The sequence below is a fragment of the Candidatus Aenigmatarchaeota archaeon genome, from assembly GCA_016932615.1.
In the GTDB taxonomy this organism is placed as follows: Archaea; Aenigmatarchaeota; Aenigmatarchaeia; order QMZS01; family QMZS01; genus JAFGCN01.
In genome coordinates this window covers 125,050-139,036 of sequence record JAFGCN010000009.1, presented here as the reverse complement: position 1 = coordinate 139,036, position 13,987 = coordinate 125,050, and the positions used below count along the sequence as shown (strand labels likewise).

The window sequence follows — 13,987 nt, the reverse complement described above, 5'->3', positions numbered from 1 at the left end:
TGCCCCTTCAGAGAAAATGGCTTTGGGTCCAAGGTTTCAGTCCCTTAGAGGATATGTTAAAATGCCGCTCTGTCTCAAAAATTCTGAAGCGCTGTGGGCATCAAGCTAATGGGGCAAAAAACCAAATAAGAAGAATTACACGCAATTATTCGAAGTGCAAGTCATGCCTGATGGGCAGTTTGCTGCAGAGTTGCAGTCAACCCAGGTTCCAGCATTGCAGTAATCTGTGTCGCCGTCGCCGTCTGCATCAACGCTGGAAGCCGTCGAATAGCAGTTGCCATAATTAACGCACGAATTGCTTGCCGTGCAGCAGGCATCTGTTTCGTCTGCCAAACCATCCATTCCCGTCCCAAATACCTGTTGCACTCGATACTCCCCAGAATCATCGCCGCAGCAGCTTGTAGATGCTACTTCCCCCCCAATATTCCAACGAAGTTGGCCTGCTATACAGTCACAATGGCCCTGGCAGGTGTCACCATCAAGGTCATTTGTGGAAAAGGCATAAAGCTGGCCTATATTTGAGGTTTGTTCATAATCTCCGCTTCTTGCCCATATATAAAAATAGTTCGGGTTTGAGCCAGCTCCAAGGCACACCTCCGGGTTGTCAAAATTAGTGCATGATGAGGGGTCAAACGCCTGCTCATACCATGTGCTGTCAGAACAACTGCCTCTCTTTTCGGTCATGACTATTCGGGTGGTGCAGGGGGATGCCGTGTCGCAAACATAAACCCTGAGGGAGCAGTAATCGCTACAGGTTTCACCTGAGCCGTCTACGCAGTTACGGGGTAGAGTATATAAGGCCCCATTATGGGCGATATCCAAGATGGTGCCAAACGAAAACTCTATATCATGCCGCCCAAAGCTTACAACCTGCGAAGTTTCTGTGCTTGCGCCTTCGCAGAAGTAATTTTCAAAAAATACATATTCGCCAAGGTATGTCGGCGCTACTAGCTTCCCCATACAGCGGACTTCAAGGAAGTTAATATCTTCTCCATAATAGGTCCCGTTTATTGGGCGTACCGTAAGGTTCGCTGTGCCATTCGTAAAAAACACGACAGTCCAGTTCCCCCCAATATTTGGGTAACTCTGGTGATTGACTATCCATAGGTTTACCGGCTCGGCCTCATCTGGTCCAACGAAAAAGCCCTGCAAGAATCCTGATCCCCCAAAATAAAGAATGCCCATCCCAATTGTAACTACCGCAAACGCTGCCAGAATCTGCCTCCTTTGAACAGCCACCATAATAATACCTATTTAGGAAAGGTTTACACGCAGTTGTTGGAACTGCAAGTCATGCCTGACGGGCAGTTTGCTGCAGAGTTGCAGTCAACCCAGGTCCCAGCATTGCAGTAATCGGTGTCGCCGTCGCCGTCTGCATCAAAAGATGCTGTGGAACTATAGCAACTGCCATTATCCACACATTTGTTGCTTGCCGTGCAGCAGGCGTCGGTATTGTCTGGTGAGCCGTCCATCCCCGTGCCATAGTTGGAAACAATCCGGTACTCGCTTGCATCATCACCGCAGCAGTTCGTGCTTGCCGTCTCTCCGCCAATTGCCCATCTGCTTTGCCCTGCCTTGCACTCACAGTGGCCCTGGCAGGTGTCGCCATTCATGTTGTCTGTGGTGTTCATATATAAGCTGGTGGAAGAGCCCTGGTCCTGGTGATGTGCCCAGGCATAGAAATAGTTCGGTAAAGTTCCTACCTGAAGGCAGGCCTCAGGATTGTCCCAGTTTGTGCATGAGGTCATGTCTATGGTGCTTTCTAATGCCGTGCTGTCATTGCAGTATCCCCTCCGATCATACATGACAATTCGGCAAGTGGAATTCCATGTCTGATTGTCGCACACATATGCCCTGTGCGTACAATTAACTTTGCAGTCATACCCCGAGCCGTCATAACACCAGGGCTCCTCTGTCAAGGCATTGTTGTGAGCATAGGCAATGACCTCCCCAAACTTAAACTCAATGTCGTGCTTTCCTGCGCTAAGGACTTTTGAAGTTTCAAATCCGGTTGAATTGCAGGAATAGTTCTCCACAAAAACAGAATCCCCTTGCCATCCATAGGCGACTGGCTCGTCGCCACACCTCAATTCCAAAAACTTCAGGTCATAGCCGTATTCCGGGCTTTCGTCGCTGGAAAGCTCAGAAAAATTGGTCCAGGTTGTTCCATCTACAGCGGTTATGGTCAGGTTTGCAGTACCCGTTGTGTTAAACATGACCGTCCAATTAAGACCCACTATCGGGTAAGACTGCACATTCAGTATGACAAGGTCTATCTCAAACTCCTGCTCCGAAAGCTGAGGAACATCCCACACAAGCAGGTCATAAAGAGAATCATTGTTTTGGTCCAGGTAGTCTACCGAGTACTCTGGCTGCGTGGTAACCTCCACTCTTACTCCATCACGAAGGTGATATATCTTGGGCTGAGAAGCACTGTTTGGGAGAGCCACAGAAGCAGAAACATTTTGATAGTGCATTGAGACATTGGAAAACACGCGCACTAGGATTCCTCCAGACCTAGTTTTTACCTCTGTGCTAGGTGCAGAAGTTTCATATAAAACCTGCAATGATTCATAGGATAGGTTCCACGTCACGGGCTCTCCCACAGCAGCCCTACCCTGAATGGCCTGTCCAGTCAAGGAAATCACCACCGTGCCATTCTCGCCACCTCCTGGCACCAGAACAAGCTCAGCTCCCGTAAAATTTTCCTGAGAGCCATTCTCCAAGAGGTCTGAAGGCAAAACTTCACCCGGGTCTTCGGAAAAAGAGCTCATTCTTCCCGGAGATTTTTTCTCCGGCCTGCCCTCTGCCTGCTCCGGAAGGTCCTTTATCCCGGAAATCTCCGAAATCAGTATTTGCCTATCCCTTCCAGGCCCGGAATCCGCTAAAAAGGCATTATTTCCTGAGCCAACTTCCAATTTCCCCTCAAGGTCTCCAAAAAAGTCCGAAATGTTGAGGGAGACATTTTGGTAAGGAAGAGAGGACTTTTGTGAAAGGCGCAGCTTTTTCTCCCGGAGCACAATCCTCTTATCAACATCCAACCTTGTCCGAAAAACATGCTTTCTCTGTCCCCTCTCAAAGACCTCGATATTTTCTGCCTCCGGAGGCAAAACTTCGGACAGCAGAATTTCATCTTCAAAAAGCTCAACTTCCAGTGGTGCTGTCTCAAATTCAACCTCAACCAAGGCAGATTCTTCGGAAACAACCAAAACACCCATTGGTTCCTCATAGGGAATTTCGTCCCCGTTCAGGAAAACCCTAACCTCCAGGGCATCTGCGGGAACTTCCAAGAGAAGCTCTTCAGAAAGGGTCTGGTTTGATGGATTGGAGAGCTTGATAATTTTCTTCCAGGAAACTGGATGCCCCAATAAAACTTCTCCCTGTATCAACTCTGACTCAACAATGAACTTTGGCTCCTGACTGGGAAACTCAGTATCATTTAGGAGTGCAGTTTCATTAATCAGGAAAGTTTCGTTAGTTTCATTAAGTAATTCCGGAGTTTCATTTTGCAGAGTCTGGTTTATGAAGGTATCGTTCTCAGGAGCCAGCCCAGTAAGGTTTTCCTGTGAAGGAATTTCCTGTTTTGGCAAAAGCAGAATATAGTCTATCCTTAAAAGTATGCGCTGGCTCTCGACTTCGCCAGAGACATTTCCTGGCGGCTCGGAAAGGTTTGTGTCTAATACGCCCGAATCCCCAGCCAATTCCTCACCGGGCTCCTCCGTCAACTCAACTGGCAGCTCACCAGAGCCAGAGGCAGAACCATTCACATCGCCAGATTCACTCAAATTGCTCTCAGTATCATTCTGCAGCATATTATCTCCTGGCAGGTTTTCCTCCTCTTCAAAGCCCACATCATCCGTTAGATTTAACTCAGAAATATTCAAGGGTTCCAATTCCGCGCCCTCGCCCGAAACCTTCGAATCATTAAAATCGGCCGCATGCTGTAGCAAGGGCTCACTCTCTTCAGATACAGTCTCGCCAGCATTCTGGTTAACCTCATCATATCCTGACCCCGGGGAAGAGTCCTCTGCCAAGGGAGTCTCTGGGATGATATCAACCACCGGAAGCCCTTCAGAGCCCTCTTCTGCATCTTCCAGAGGGCTGCTTTCCTCATCCACTATTGAAGTGGAATCCTGCAGATCCCGTTCAGTTAAATCCAATTCCTCTTCGCTAACGGGCGCATCCTCAGATTCTAATCCTTTATCTGCCGAAGGTTCAGAATCTTCATAGGACAAAACCTCAGAAGAAGAGGAAGAATCACCACAAGAAGCACATTCATCTGAAGAAGCATCTGATTCTGTTGAAGGCCCCGAGTTTTCAGTTTCTTTGGTGCCACTTTCGGGCTCTGTCGAATCGCCTTCGCCGCCTCCTTCCTCCCCCAAATTCTCTTCACCTTCCAGAAAAAATCCCGTCATAACTGCCGGAGAGGTCCTAGGAACTTCAGGAGAATGCTGCTCAACATAGAACTCAAAGGTATGGTTTCCTTCTGAAAGCTCTAAAGGCACCTCAACTCTGCTTTCAAGTCCGGAATCATATATGCAATCGGAATGGTGAAATATTCTCAGGCCTAAAGAATCATTGCAATAAGCTCCTAGGGCAAGGAGGTAGTTTCCAGAAGAGGCCACCTCAAATGTTGCTGAGAAAATAGTCTGGTTTTCGAAGCCGAGGTCTGCAAAAACCCCGTCCTGCAAAGAAACTAAATCCTTATCGGAAATAGCGCCTGAAACTTCAGAAGGAGGAATGGCTTGAGAAAATAAAAAATAGCCCGTAAGGCCATTATAGCCAAATAATGCCAGTGCAGCAAGCAAAATAAGCGCCAGCAGCAACCGGCATTTACGCACTCCTTCCAAAAGGGCATACCTGGATAAACAGGATGCCGCCAAAAGCGCCCCCATACATAATTTCCCGATAAAATATAGTGCCGCAAGAACTTGGCTAAACTATAATAAGAGGAGTATATATTATGATTCCAGCCATCAAAAAAGAGCTTAGGTCATTCATACTGGAAGAGAAGGGCGGGGCGCAAAAGCAGGTGCTGATTTCCTTAGGGGCGATGCTTGCAGGCCTTGATGCCCTAAATGTTGTTTCACATATGGTGACCGGGGCGAATATTTCCTCAAAACACGACCATTGTGATCCTGGACACAGCAGTGGCCACAGCAATGGAGCTTCGGGGTATTCCGGCTGGCATGGCAGCGGCACTTCCCACTCCAATGCAGACGGTGTACCCTCAAGCCATTGCAATGATTCAGCTCATGGAAGCAATAGCCACCGTGACGCAAATGCTGCACACGGCAACAATATTGTACTTAATTACGGATGAGTCTTGAGATATAGCAAACGAAAACCCCAAGAACTACTGGGGCACGAGCTCTTTTTCCAAGAGATTTTTAGTCAGGTACTCCTTCCAAACACCTTCACAAATGCCGAATAGTTTGCAGCGCCGGCAGTCTTTTGGCTTGGCCTTCATAGATATCCGTTCTTTTTGCCAATCTAAGATACCCGTCGGCTCATCAAATATGTAAGTGGCACCCAATCTGAAGGTTTCAAGAAAATTTTTCTCAAAGACCGACTGTTCATGTTTCGGAATCACACAATACGGAAACCCATAGGTGAGAACCTTCACACCCAATTCTTTCCCAAGTTCTAATGCCTTTATCAGATGGGGTCGAATCTCCCTAATTGGAACAAAAACCCGGTCCAGATTATCTATTGCGTTTCCCCCCACCCTCATTAATGTAAAATGAACCTCATTTGCACCGAGACCCTTAAATAATCTGAGGTTTTCTTCCAGACAGAAATAGTTGAGCTTTGAGACAACACAGTTTATCTGCAGATGCTTCAAACCATATTTTTTCAGGTTCCTTATACCCCTGACACTCTGCTCAAACGACCCTGAAACCTGCGTTATACTATCATGAATGCTTGGTGTCGCAGAATGAAAGCTGATCATCATACTTGCCTCAGGCATTATTTCCAGAAACCTCTTGGAATATGCTTCCTTGCAGAAAACCCGCCCATTTGTTTCAATATGTACCTTTAGCCCCTTATCTTTCGCATATTCCAATAATTCGAAGAAATCGTTACGGATGGCAACTTCACCCCCAATAAAAATTACCTGCCCAATCCCTTCACATACCAGCAGATCCAATTTAGCCTTCACCTCACCAGTAGTCAAATCTCGGTATTGCTTCCTCTGCCCATATCCAATTATGCAGTGAAGACAGTTGTTATTGCATCCATAGCCAAAGCAGATATTCTTAGAGATTGTTTTTTTCATAATAGTCATAACCAAATACTAGTTTCCTGAAGCCAGACCCTCTTAACTAAAAATTAAAATTTAAGCGTAAGCGCCATTGACCCTTCCCACCCATACCTCTCAAGCCCTCCAACCAAACTCAATTATTGCTCGTACAGTTTACGGCAGAGTCTTTACGCTAACGGACAGCGATAAAAAATCCGGCATACTCGTCATTTTCTTCGTACGGAAGATAAAAACAAGAAAATAAACCCCCATTTCCTATTGATGGAGAACAAGAAAATTCCCTGGCAAGAAGGTTTTCCCATCGAATCTCCTTTGAGGTTAAATTAATAGCATACACCCGCCCTTCTGAGACAGAAACCAAGTGCCAGTCCTCAGCCGAGCAAGGAGTTGAATATATTGGAGAGCCCAGAAAGATACTCCTTAACCCCGACTCACCCAGATAGTATAAGTAGCCGTCCTCAGACCCAACTACCACATAATCTCCAAAAACAGCAGGAGAACCCCTGACCCGACCACTCGTCTCATACGCATTGATTAAACTACAGTCCTCAGACAGCTCATAAATATAACCATCATCGGATCCAAAAAATAGGCGGTGCTTATAATGCAAAGGAGAACTCCGCACAGCCCCCCGGGTTTTAAATTTGCAGTGCAGAGTGGAATTTTCTCGGCTCAGAATATATAGATAAGAATCGTCCGAACCAAACGACACATAATCACCAGAAACGGTTGGAGAACTTACCACCTCTCCACCCGCACTAAACTTCCATTTTAGGTTCCCCTCCGCATCCAAGACATAGAGATTCCCGTCATTGGACCCAAACACTACTTCTTGCTTGCTGTCCCCTTCCAAGTCTACAATTGCTGGTGTCGACCTAACCTCTGCTTGTGTTTTGAACTTGAACAAAAGATTTCCCTCGGAAGTAAGGACATACAAATTGCCATCGTCGCACCCAAAAGCAATTTCTGGATGTCCATCTGCATCAAAATCCCCAACCGAGAAGGAAGTGTGGGTCTCAGCAGGCAAATCAAATTTCCACAAAAGCAAATAGCCCTCGCCAAATTCCAGCTTTTCCAATTCAGTCAGATTTTCTTTATACTTTACTGCCATGATGAACTCAGTAAACGTCCTCGATTTCAAAGTAATATTATAAATGGTGTTCTTATAAAAGGTTATTACCTCATCATTGCCGTCTAAATCCAAGTCAACAAATAAGGGAGAAGAATCAAAGGCATCTGTTTTTTTGATAAATTTCCTTTCTGCGTGTTCCGGAGCGTTACTTCCTCTTGTTTCCATGCCAAAATCTATGCCGTTTTTACCAGGATCAAAGTCAACATTTCCCGTACGATAAATATTGCACTTAAACATGGGACAAGAGAGGTTTGAAGACCCGGTTTCAGAATAAGCCAAATCCTCCTTAACTGAAAAAAACAAGATGGCAATACAAGAAACCAACACCAGACTTAAAACAAAAATACTTCTCATCATCCGAGCCCCCATATAGAAGTATGCATTAGATCAATTAAATGCGCCGACCGCAGCATTAAGTCTCTTCAAAGAATCTACCGGTTCCCCCAAAACTGGCTTAAATTCAGAAGCTCCATAAGAGTCAAGATATTCTTTCCAAACACCCACACAAACCTTGAAAAATCTGCATCCTTTGCACTGCTCCGCCTTCTTCCTTCTCGCAAGAACCAGGGCTGTAATGATATCCTCTTTCTCACCAGCTATTCTCTTGGGAAATTCGTGCCTCAGATAGGGCATGACATAGTTATAAGTCTCAGAAACGTGGCGCTCATAGCCCTGCAAAAAACAAAATGGGATATCGTAGCAGGAAACTGGAATCCCCAGGCGGTTTGCCAGTTCGAGGGCTCTCTTAATATACGATTCAATTTCAAAATAACGGGGTGCAAGCTTAAACCAGTTGATTCTCGCGTTGCCGCCACCTTCAACAAAAGTAAAATCCAGGCGGTTTGCCCCCAAATCCTTTGCCAATCTGACGAAGTTCTCCGAATCCGCATAATTTTGCTTCAGAAGCACTCTTTTCAGGCAAACATCTTTCGCACCAAAAGTAAGCAAATTCTTTATGCCTTGTAGTGTTTGAGAGTGAGAACCCCTTACCCGGGTAATTGAATCAAAGCAACCACTATTTGTGTGGTGGAAGGGTATTAAAAAATGCAATCCGGGGGAAATTTCCAAAGTTTTCCTTGCAAAATCTTGCGAGGAAAAAATCCGAGCATTTGTCTGCAATCTAACTTTCTTGAATGTGAATGCTGCAAGTTCAAGCAACTTGAAAAAATCCGGCCTTATCGTAGGTTCGCCTCCAGTAAGCACTATTTCTTCCATGCCAAGTCGCCTACCTTCAGCAAATATCTCACTTATTTCTTTGAAGGTCTTATCTAAAGGGCAACTGCCTCGGTTAAGAGACTCTACCCGATCCCGGTTAAAGCAATGGACACAATTGTTGTTGCAAGAATACCCTACCTGGAGATCATATCTACTAATCATAATCCAATTAGAATTAGTTATTATGCCTGATTTCAGATTTTCGGTTCCGTACAATAACGACCCCACACTTCTGAAGAAACTTGTTGGGCTTCAAAACATTAACGGCAACCGAATCGAAGGAATATATCTCTCCGGGCCAAGGGAAATTTACAGTTCTGGCAGAACGGTCAGCGAAATTTCACTTAGAGAGCTGATGAAGGTCATTCGGTTTTGCCACAAAAAAGAACTAAAAGTGGATTTAGCGATTAATTCGACCTGCGAAGGCAGAATGGAATATTCCATAGAGCACGTAAGCAAGACCTTAAAGTTCCTGAAAACCCTGCATGAAGGGCATGGTCTGGATGGAGTGATTGTTGCAAATCCGGCGTATATTCAGACAATCAAAAAAGAGTTGCCCGGCTTAAGTATTGCAGCTTCTGCATTTTCAGACATTGACTCTTTTGAAAAAGCTCGCTTCTTCAAAAAAATTGGGGCAGATACCCTGACACTAAATGGGTTAAATCGAGACTTTAGGACACTGGAAGAAATTAAGAAACTTGGAATAGGACTCCGGATTATGGCAAACGAAGGATGCATCTGGAAATGCCCACTCAGGCAATTCCATAATAATTTTACTTCGCATGCCTCTAAAGAAGGCAATATCTCGATTGACCCGTGCGCTGAGTCGTGCATAGGATTACGAAAATTCTATCCAGAGCTAATCATAACTTCTGACTGGATACTACCCCAGTGGCTTGCCAAATACGGAAAAATAACCCGCGACATTAAAATCGTTGGCAGGACTATGGAAAGCAAATGGATTCTGCAGAGAGTCATGGACTATCTCCATGAAGAATATGCCGGGAACATACTTGACCTCTTGGAAAGTGCGATACCGATGTTCAATAGGCGATTCAATTGGTACATTAGCAGCTCCCACTTTGACGAAGCTTTTTTTAAAAAAGTCACCAGCTGCAATAAAAATTGCTTTGTGTGCCATTATTGCCGGGATATCGCAAAAAAATCAATTGAAAACCTGAGCCACATAGGCAATGGCTAAAATTGCCAAAGCACAGAAAGGTTAAATACCAACATACCCTAATGTAATTAATCAGCATATTATGAAAGTGTTGGTGCCCCTCAGAGACCTGGATATGATAGAGCCTTTGTCGCATATTGGGGCAGATGAATTTTATTGTGGCGTAAAAAAACAAAATCAATCCACCCTGTTACTCAATACGAACCGCAGATGCATGGATGATGCAAGTTTTAGATGCAACTTTAGAAGCATTGGTGAACTGAAGCTTGCTTTGAAGATTGCCCATTCACTTAACAAAAAAATATTCCTGACCTTAAATGAAAACTACACTAGACTTCAATTCAGATATGTCCTAAAGGAACTAAATGAAATATCCAGACTTGAGCTGGATGGCTTAATTGTCACGGATCTGAATCTAATTTTGGAATTGAGGAAGAACCACCCAGACTTGCCCATCCATATAAGTATGCTTTCTGCAGTATTTAATTCTGAAACCGTAAAGTTCTATCGGGATCTTGGTGCTACAAGAATCATTCTTCCCAGAGGCATATACTTGGAAGAAGTGCAATCTATTAGAAATAACAATCCCCAAATTGAAATTGAGGCCTTCATAGACTATTTCATTAATTGCCCAAATATAGAAGGTACCTGTCATTCGATACACGGCATCAATCCGCTACTGCCTACATTATGCCATAAGGAGTATCTTTACAGGATAAATGCTAAAGAAGAAATACCTCCAGAATACCTTTCAACCTGCAGACTTTGTAACCTATACGACTACCAGCAAATTGGAATTGACTCCCTGAAGATTACTGGTCGAGAATATCCTACAGAGGCATCCTATGTCTCCTTATACCTCGTTAAAGAACTAATGAGATTGTCAAAAAAAATAAGCTCAAAAGAGACTTTCGTAAAGACGGTCTCATCAAGTATAGATTCGCTCATTGAGCAGGGATTCGAATTGGCACGGAAAAATGTCCCCCACCAACTTGATGACAGGTCACTCTTCCAGCTAATGTCCCTGCTTAAGAGCGGAATAATATGCCAAAGATATGGAAAAAGATATTGTTATTTTCAAAAGGAAAGAGTATAGCATGGAATATGCGCTATATGTGGGTAATACAGAATGCTTTAGCAGAGTCGCCGGCAAATATATCCTTAAGTTGAATGAATCCAAAAAAATAAACCGATATCTTCAGAAACTCGATCAGACAGGCAAGGTTCTTTTTTCAAGAATATACTTCGGGTCTGAATTTTGTGAAAGAATGATACCTGACATAGCCGAAATTAAAAAAGCCGTTGGATTCTGCAATAAGAATGCACTGAGCATGTCTCTGCTTACGCCATACGTCACAGACCGGGCCTTGGATAAGCTCAAGGAAATTTTTGAGCTCTGGCAGCAGATTAAGCCAAAAAATGCCGAGATCATATTTAATGATTGGGGGGTATTCCACTACCTGAGGCAAAAATACGACTTTAAGCTATCAATTGGTCGCTTACTGACTAAGCAGAAAAAGGACCCCAGTTTGATAGAAGCAATTCTTGATGAAAAGTTCTTCAATCTGGACACTTACTCAACCGCCATTCTTAAGCAATCTGGAATTGATGCAAGTGAGACACTAAAAAATTTTATACTCTGCAATAAAATTTCAAGAATCGAATTGGACAATGTCTATCAGGGTATTGAATCTGACTTCAACATAAAAAAGTCACTCTACTACCCCTTCGTACCGGTTGCGACAACGAGATTTTGCAAGTCCCCCGCCTACTACTTTAAAAAACCCTTCGTCAAGGGTAAAAATCCATGCAATAGAGAGTGCTTGACCTCCCTATACAGCTATTCTATCAACAATGTTAAATTATTCCTAAAAGGAAACACGCAATTTTACTGCAACAACAAGCTGCCAGAAAATATCTCCATTTTCGACAGAATCGTGTTTGAACCACCAGAATTGCTTTTCGAAATTACCACTCAAGACCTGCAATCCAGAACAAACTTCCAACTTTAAGAAAAACGTTCAAGTTTGGGGGGGGATTTTTAAAAATATGGGGTGAGATGGAAACTGCCCTTATCCCAGATGATTTGGAATTGCCTATACTGCATAAATCCTACAAAGCAAACCTCTCAATTGATAGGTCCCAATTGCAGGGTCGTAGGGCGGATTATTATTGGTGAGAACATTTGCGTTTGACCTCCATATGCCATGAGAGGGGGTTTTTTCTTCAGGAAACCACCACCCATGCTCCACATGCACAACCTCCGGACAGATATCTTCGGTCAATCTGGCCCGTTGTTTTATTCTTCCTCTTAAAGTTTCGATAAATATCCAGCTTCCATCGACCACACCATATTTTTTCGCAGTTTCCGGATTAACCTGTGCTACGGGATCTGGATGATGTTTTCTCAAAGAAGGAATCTGTCTTCCTTCTGAATGAAAAAATTCCAAAATTCGGCCACCTGTTGTCAGAATAAGGGGATATTCTTTCATCAAGTCGGGGCGGGAAATGGGACTTTCGGGTGGCTCTACATAATTTGGAAGAGGACTGAACCCCTCCCTCTTCAGTTGAGAGGAATACAACTCAACCTTGCCTGAAGGGGTATTAAACCCGGAGGGTTCATATTTCCGATACTTGCTTGTGAACGATAAGTGACCCAATTCCTTCAACCTTTTGAAATTCATACAAAACGGCGAAAGCACGTGATCATGTATTGTTTCCAGGCTCAGTCTTCCTAATGGCAATCCCAAAAGCTTAGCCAAGTCGATTAAAATTTGTTCATCCTGCCTACACTCATGCATTTCCACAATTTTCTGTTGAGCCAATATCGCCTTAGCAGACCCAAAAGGAACCCCTAAAACATGATCTACCTCCAACCAGGTAGCCGCCGGCAAAACAATATCTGCAAGCTCAGCAGTAGGTGTCATATAGAGGTCGGCTACTACTAGAAAATCCAAGCCCATTAAAGCATTATATACTTCTTTCGAGTTTGCATAGGTTGCAAGAGTATTATTTCCAAACACCAAAAAAGCCTTGATCGGATAAGGATTGCCTGACTTAATAGCAGTCAACATGGTGGGGAAATGTGCCGCCCCCAATAGCTTATATCCCCCCAAGGGTCTTTCCACCAGGTACTTTCTAGAATCCCAGAAAAAGGGGAATCCTTGCAACTCCACCTCACTAAATATATCTCCACCCGGCACATCAAGATTGCCTGTTATGGCCCGCAAAATGGAAACTGCCCGGCAGGTCTGTAAAGAATTTGGCGTCTGTTCTATAGCAACACCCCATTCGATGCATGCCGGTTTTGTAGTCGCATACATTCTAGCCGCCGCTCGTATTTTCTCAGCATTCACCCAGGTTATCTCTTCAGCCCATTCCGGAGTGAAGTCTCCAACATGTTCCTTCAATTTATCAAAGCCAAACGTCCATTTTTTAACAAATGCCTCATCATACATACCTTCTTCCAGGATAGTATTTATCATTGCCAATGCCAAGGCACAATCTGTTCCTGGCCTTAACTGCAGCCACAGGTTAGCGGTCTTAGCACTCTCACTTTTTCTAGGATCAATTGCCACCACCTTACATCCCCTATCCAAGGCCTGTAAAAATCTAAAACCCAGTTCACCATCGGGATTGGAAATTATGGGATTATGCCCCCAGACCAGAATGCATTTTGGAAAGATCTCCCCATAATAATCACAAACGACAAAACCGCCATAGGTTAAGTCACTTGCAAGCCGTCTTGGCAAAAAGCATTGTGCTAACCCGGGCTCGGTCCAGTTTGGGCTTCCAAACTCATGTGCAAACTCTATAACAAAAGGATAATGATGCCTGCCAGTGCCTTGGCCAAAAGCAACGCAATGGGGTCCAAATGAGTCCCGGATACCCTTCAGATTTTTAGATATTGTTTCTAGCGCATTATTCCAGGAGACCCTCTCCCACATTCCTTCGCCCCTCCTACCAGTTCTCTGCAATGGATATTTTAAACGACATTCATTGTACAAATGCTCTATGCTTGCCCTGCCTTTTGAACACATGCTTCCCCGACTCAACGGAGAGTCTGGATCACCCTCCACAGAGATTACCCTACCTTCTTTCGTATGAACCAAAACTCCGCATCCACCATGGCACATGCCACAGGCACTTTTAAAGACCTTATCCCCCACACCCATAATTTTATATGGATAAGCAA

At 44.3% G+C, this 13,987-nt stretch carries 10 protein-coding genes; 4 read left to right on the top strand and 6 right to left on the bottom strand.

The features are described from left to right. Positions 1 to 135: 135 nt before the first annotated feature. Positions 136 to 1,242, bottom strand: coding sequence for a hypothetical protein (locus tag JW727_02815; protein ID MBN2094956.1), 1,107 nt, complete (start codon positions 1,240 to 1,242; stop codon positions 136 to 138). A 23-nt stretch (positions 1,243 to 1,265) separates the two neighbouring features. After that, positions 1,266 to 4,895: a hypothetical protein gene (locus JW727_02810; GenBank protein ID MBN2094955.1), complete on the bottom strand. Its 3,630-nt coding sequence runs from the start codon at positions 4,893 to 4,895 to the stop codon at positions 1,266 to 1,268. 68 nt (positions 4,896 to 4,963) lie between these two features. Here JW727_02810 and JW727_02805 point away from each other — a divergent pair, with 68 nt between their 5' ends. Next, positions 4,964 to 5,323 (top strand): hypothetical protein, encoded by a 360-nt coding sequence (locus JW727_02805; GenBank protein ID MBN2094954.1) that lies wholly within the window; start codon positions 4,964 to 4,966, stop codon positions 5,321 to 5,323. A gap of 33 nt (positions 5,324 to 5,356) precedes the next feature. Here JW727_02805 and JW727_02800 read toward each other — a convergent pair whose 3' ends face one another. From JW727_02800 to JW727_02790, 3 genes are all read right to left on the bottom strand, one after another. After that, positions 5,357 to 6,280, bottom strand: coding sequence for a radical SAM protein (locus JW727_02800; GenBank protein ID MBN2094953.1), 924 nt, complete (start codon positions 6,278 to 6,280; stop codon positions 5,357 to 5,359). Between the two features lie 157 nt (positions 6,281 to 6,437). Then, positions 6,438 to 7,754, bottom strand: coding sequence for a PQQ-binding-like beta-propeller repeat protein (locus tag JW727_02795; GenBank protein ID MBN2094952.1), 1,317 nt, complete (start codon positions 7,752 to 7,754; stop codon positions 6,438 to 6,440). 30 nt (positions 7,755 to 7,784) lie between these two features. Further along, positions 7,785 to 8,774, bottom strand: coding sequence for a radical SAM protein (locus tag JW727_02790; protein ID MBN2094951.1), 990 nt, complete (start codon positions 8,772 to 8,774; stop codon positions 7,785 to 7,787). 22 nt (positions 8,775 to 8,796) lie between these two features. Here JW727_02790 and JW727_02785 point away from each other — a divergent pair, with 22 nt between their 5' ends. The 3 genes from JW727_02785 to JW727_02775 all read left to right on the top strand — a co-directional run bounded on the left by JW727_02785 (position 8,797) and on the right by JW727_02775 (position 11,804). Beyond that, the gene (locus tag JW727_02785; GenBank protein ID MBN2094950.1) at positions 8,797 to 9,813 is read left to right on the top strand and encodes a U32 family peptidase; all 1,017 of its coding nucleotides are present in this window, start codon (positions 8,797 to 8,799) and stop codon (positions 9,811 to 9,813) included. 94 nt (positions 9,814 to 9,907) lie between these two features. Then, positions 9,908 to 10,888 carry a U32 family peptidase gene (locus tag JW727_02780; protein ID MBN2094949.1) on the top strand — a complete coding sequence of 327 codons (981 nt, stop codon included), beginning with the start codon at positions 9,908 to 9,910 and terminating at the stop codon, positions 10,886 to 10,888. After that, a complete protein-coding gene (locus JW727_02775; protein ID MBN2094948.1) occupies positions 10,848 to 11,804 on the top strand; it encodes a hypothetical protein in 957 nt (318 codons plus the stop codon). The genes JW727_02780 and JW727_02775 overlap by 41 nt, the downstream gene beginning before the upstream one ends. Positions 11,805 to 11,888: 84 nt before the next feature. On the opposite strand, the gene JW727_02770 is transcribed toward JW727_02775, so the two are convergent. Continuing rightward, complete coding sequence (locus JW727_02770) at positions 11,889 to 13,967, bottom strand: molybdopterin-dependent oxidoreductase (GenBank protein MBN2094947.1); 2,079 nt, start codon at positions 13,965 to 13,967, stop codon at positions 11,889 to 11,891. Between the last annotated feature and the right edge of the window lie 20 nt (positions 13,968 to 13,987).

Coding starts and splice junctions, on each gene's coding strand:
- JW727_02810 (MBN2094955.1), bottom strand. CDS start 4,895: ATGGGGGCGCTTTTGGCGGCATCCTGTTTATCCAGGTATGCCCTTTTG.
- JW727_02785 (MBN2094950.1), top strand. CDS start 8,797: ATGCCTGATTTCAGATTTTCGGTTCCGTACAATAACGACCCCACACTT.
- JW727_02770 (MBN2094947.1), bottom strand. CDS start 13,967: ATGGGTGTGGGGGATAAGGTCTTTAAAAGTGCCTGTGGCATGTGCCAT.
- JW727_02800 (MBN2094953.1), bottom strand. CDS start 6,280: ATGAAAAAAACAATCTCTAAGAATATCTGCTTTGGCTATGGATGCAAT.
- JW727_02805 (MBN2094954.1), top strand. CDS start 4,964: ATGATTCCAGCCATCAAAAAAGAGCTTAGGTCATTCATACTGGAAGAG.
- JW727_02795 (MBN2094952.1), bottom strand. CDS start 7,754: ATGATGAGAAGTATTTTTGTTTTAAGTCTGGTGTTGGTTTCTTGTATT.
- JW727_02775 (MBN2094948.1), top strand. CDS start 10,848: ATGGAAAAAGATATTGTTATTTTCAAAAGGAAAGAGTATAGCATGGAA.
- JW727_02780 (MBN2094949.1), top strand. CDS start 9,908: ATGATAGAGCCTTTGTCGCATATTGGGGCAGATGAATTTTATTGTGGC.
- JW727_02815 (MBN2094956.1), bottom strand. CDS start 1,242: ATGGTGGCTGTTCAAAGGAGGCAGATTCTGGCAGCGTTTGCGGTAGTT.
- JW727_02790 (MBN2094951.1), bottom strand. CDS start 8,774: ATGATTAGTAGATATGATCTCCAGGTAGGGTATTCTTGCAACAACAAT.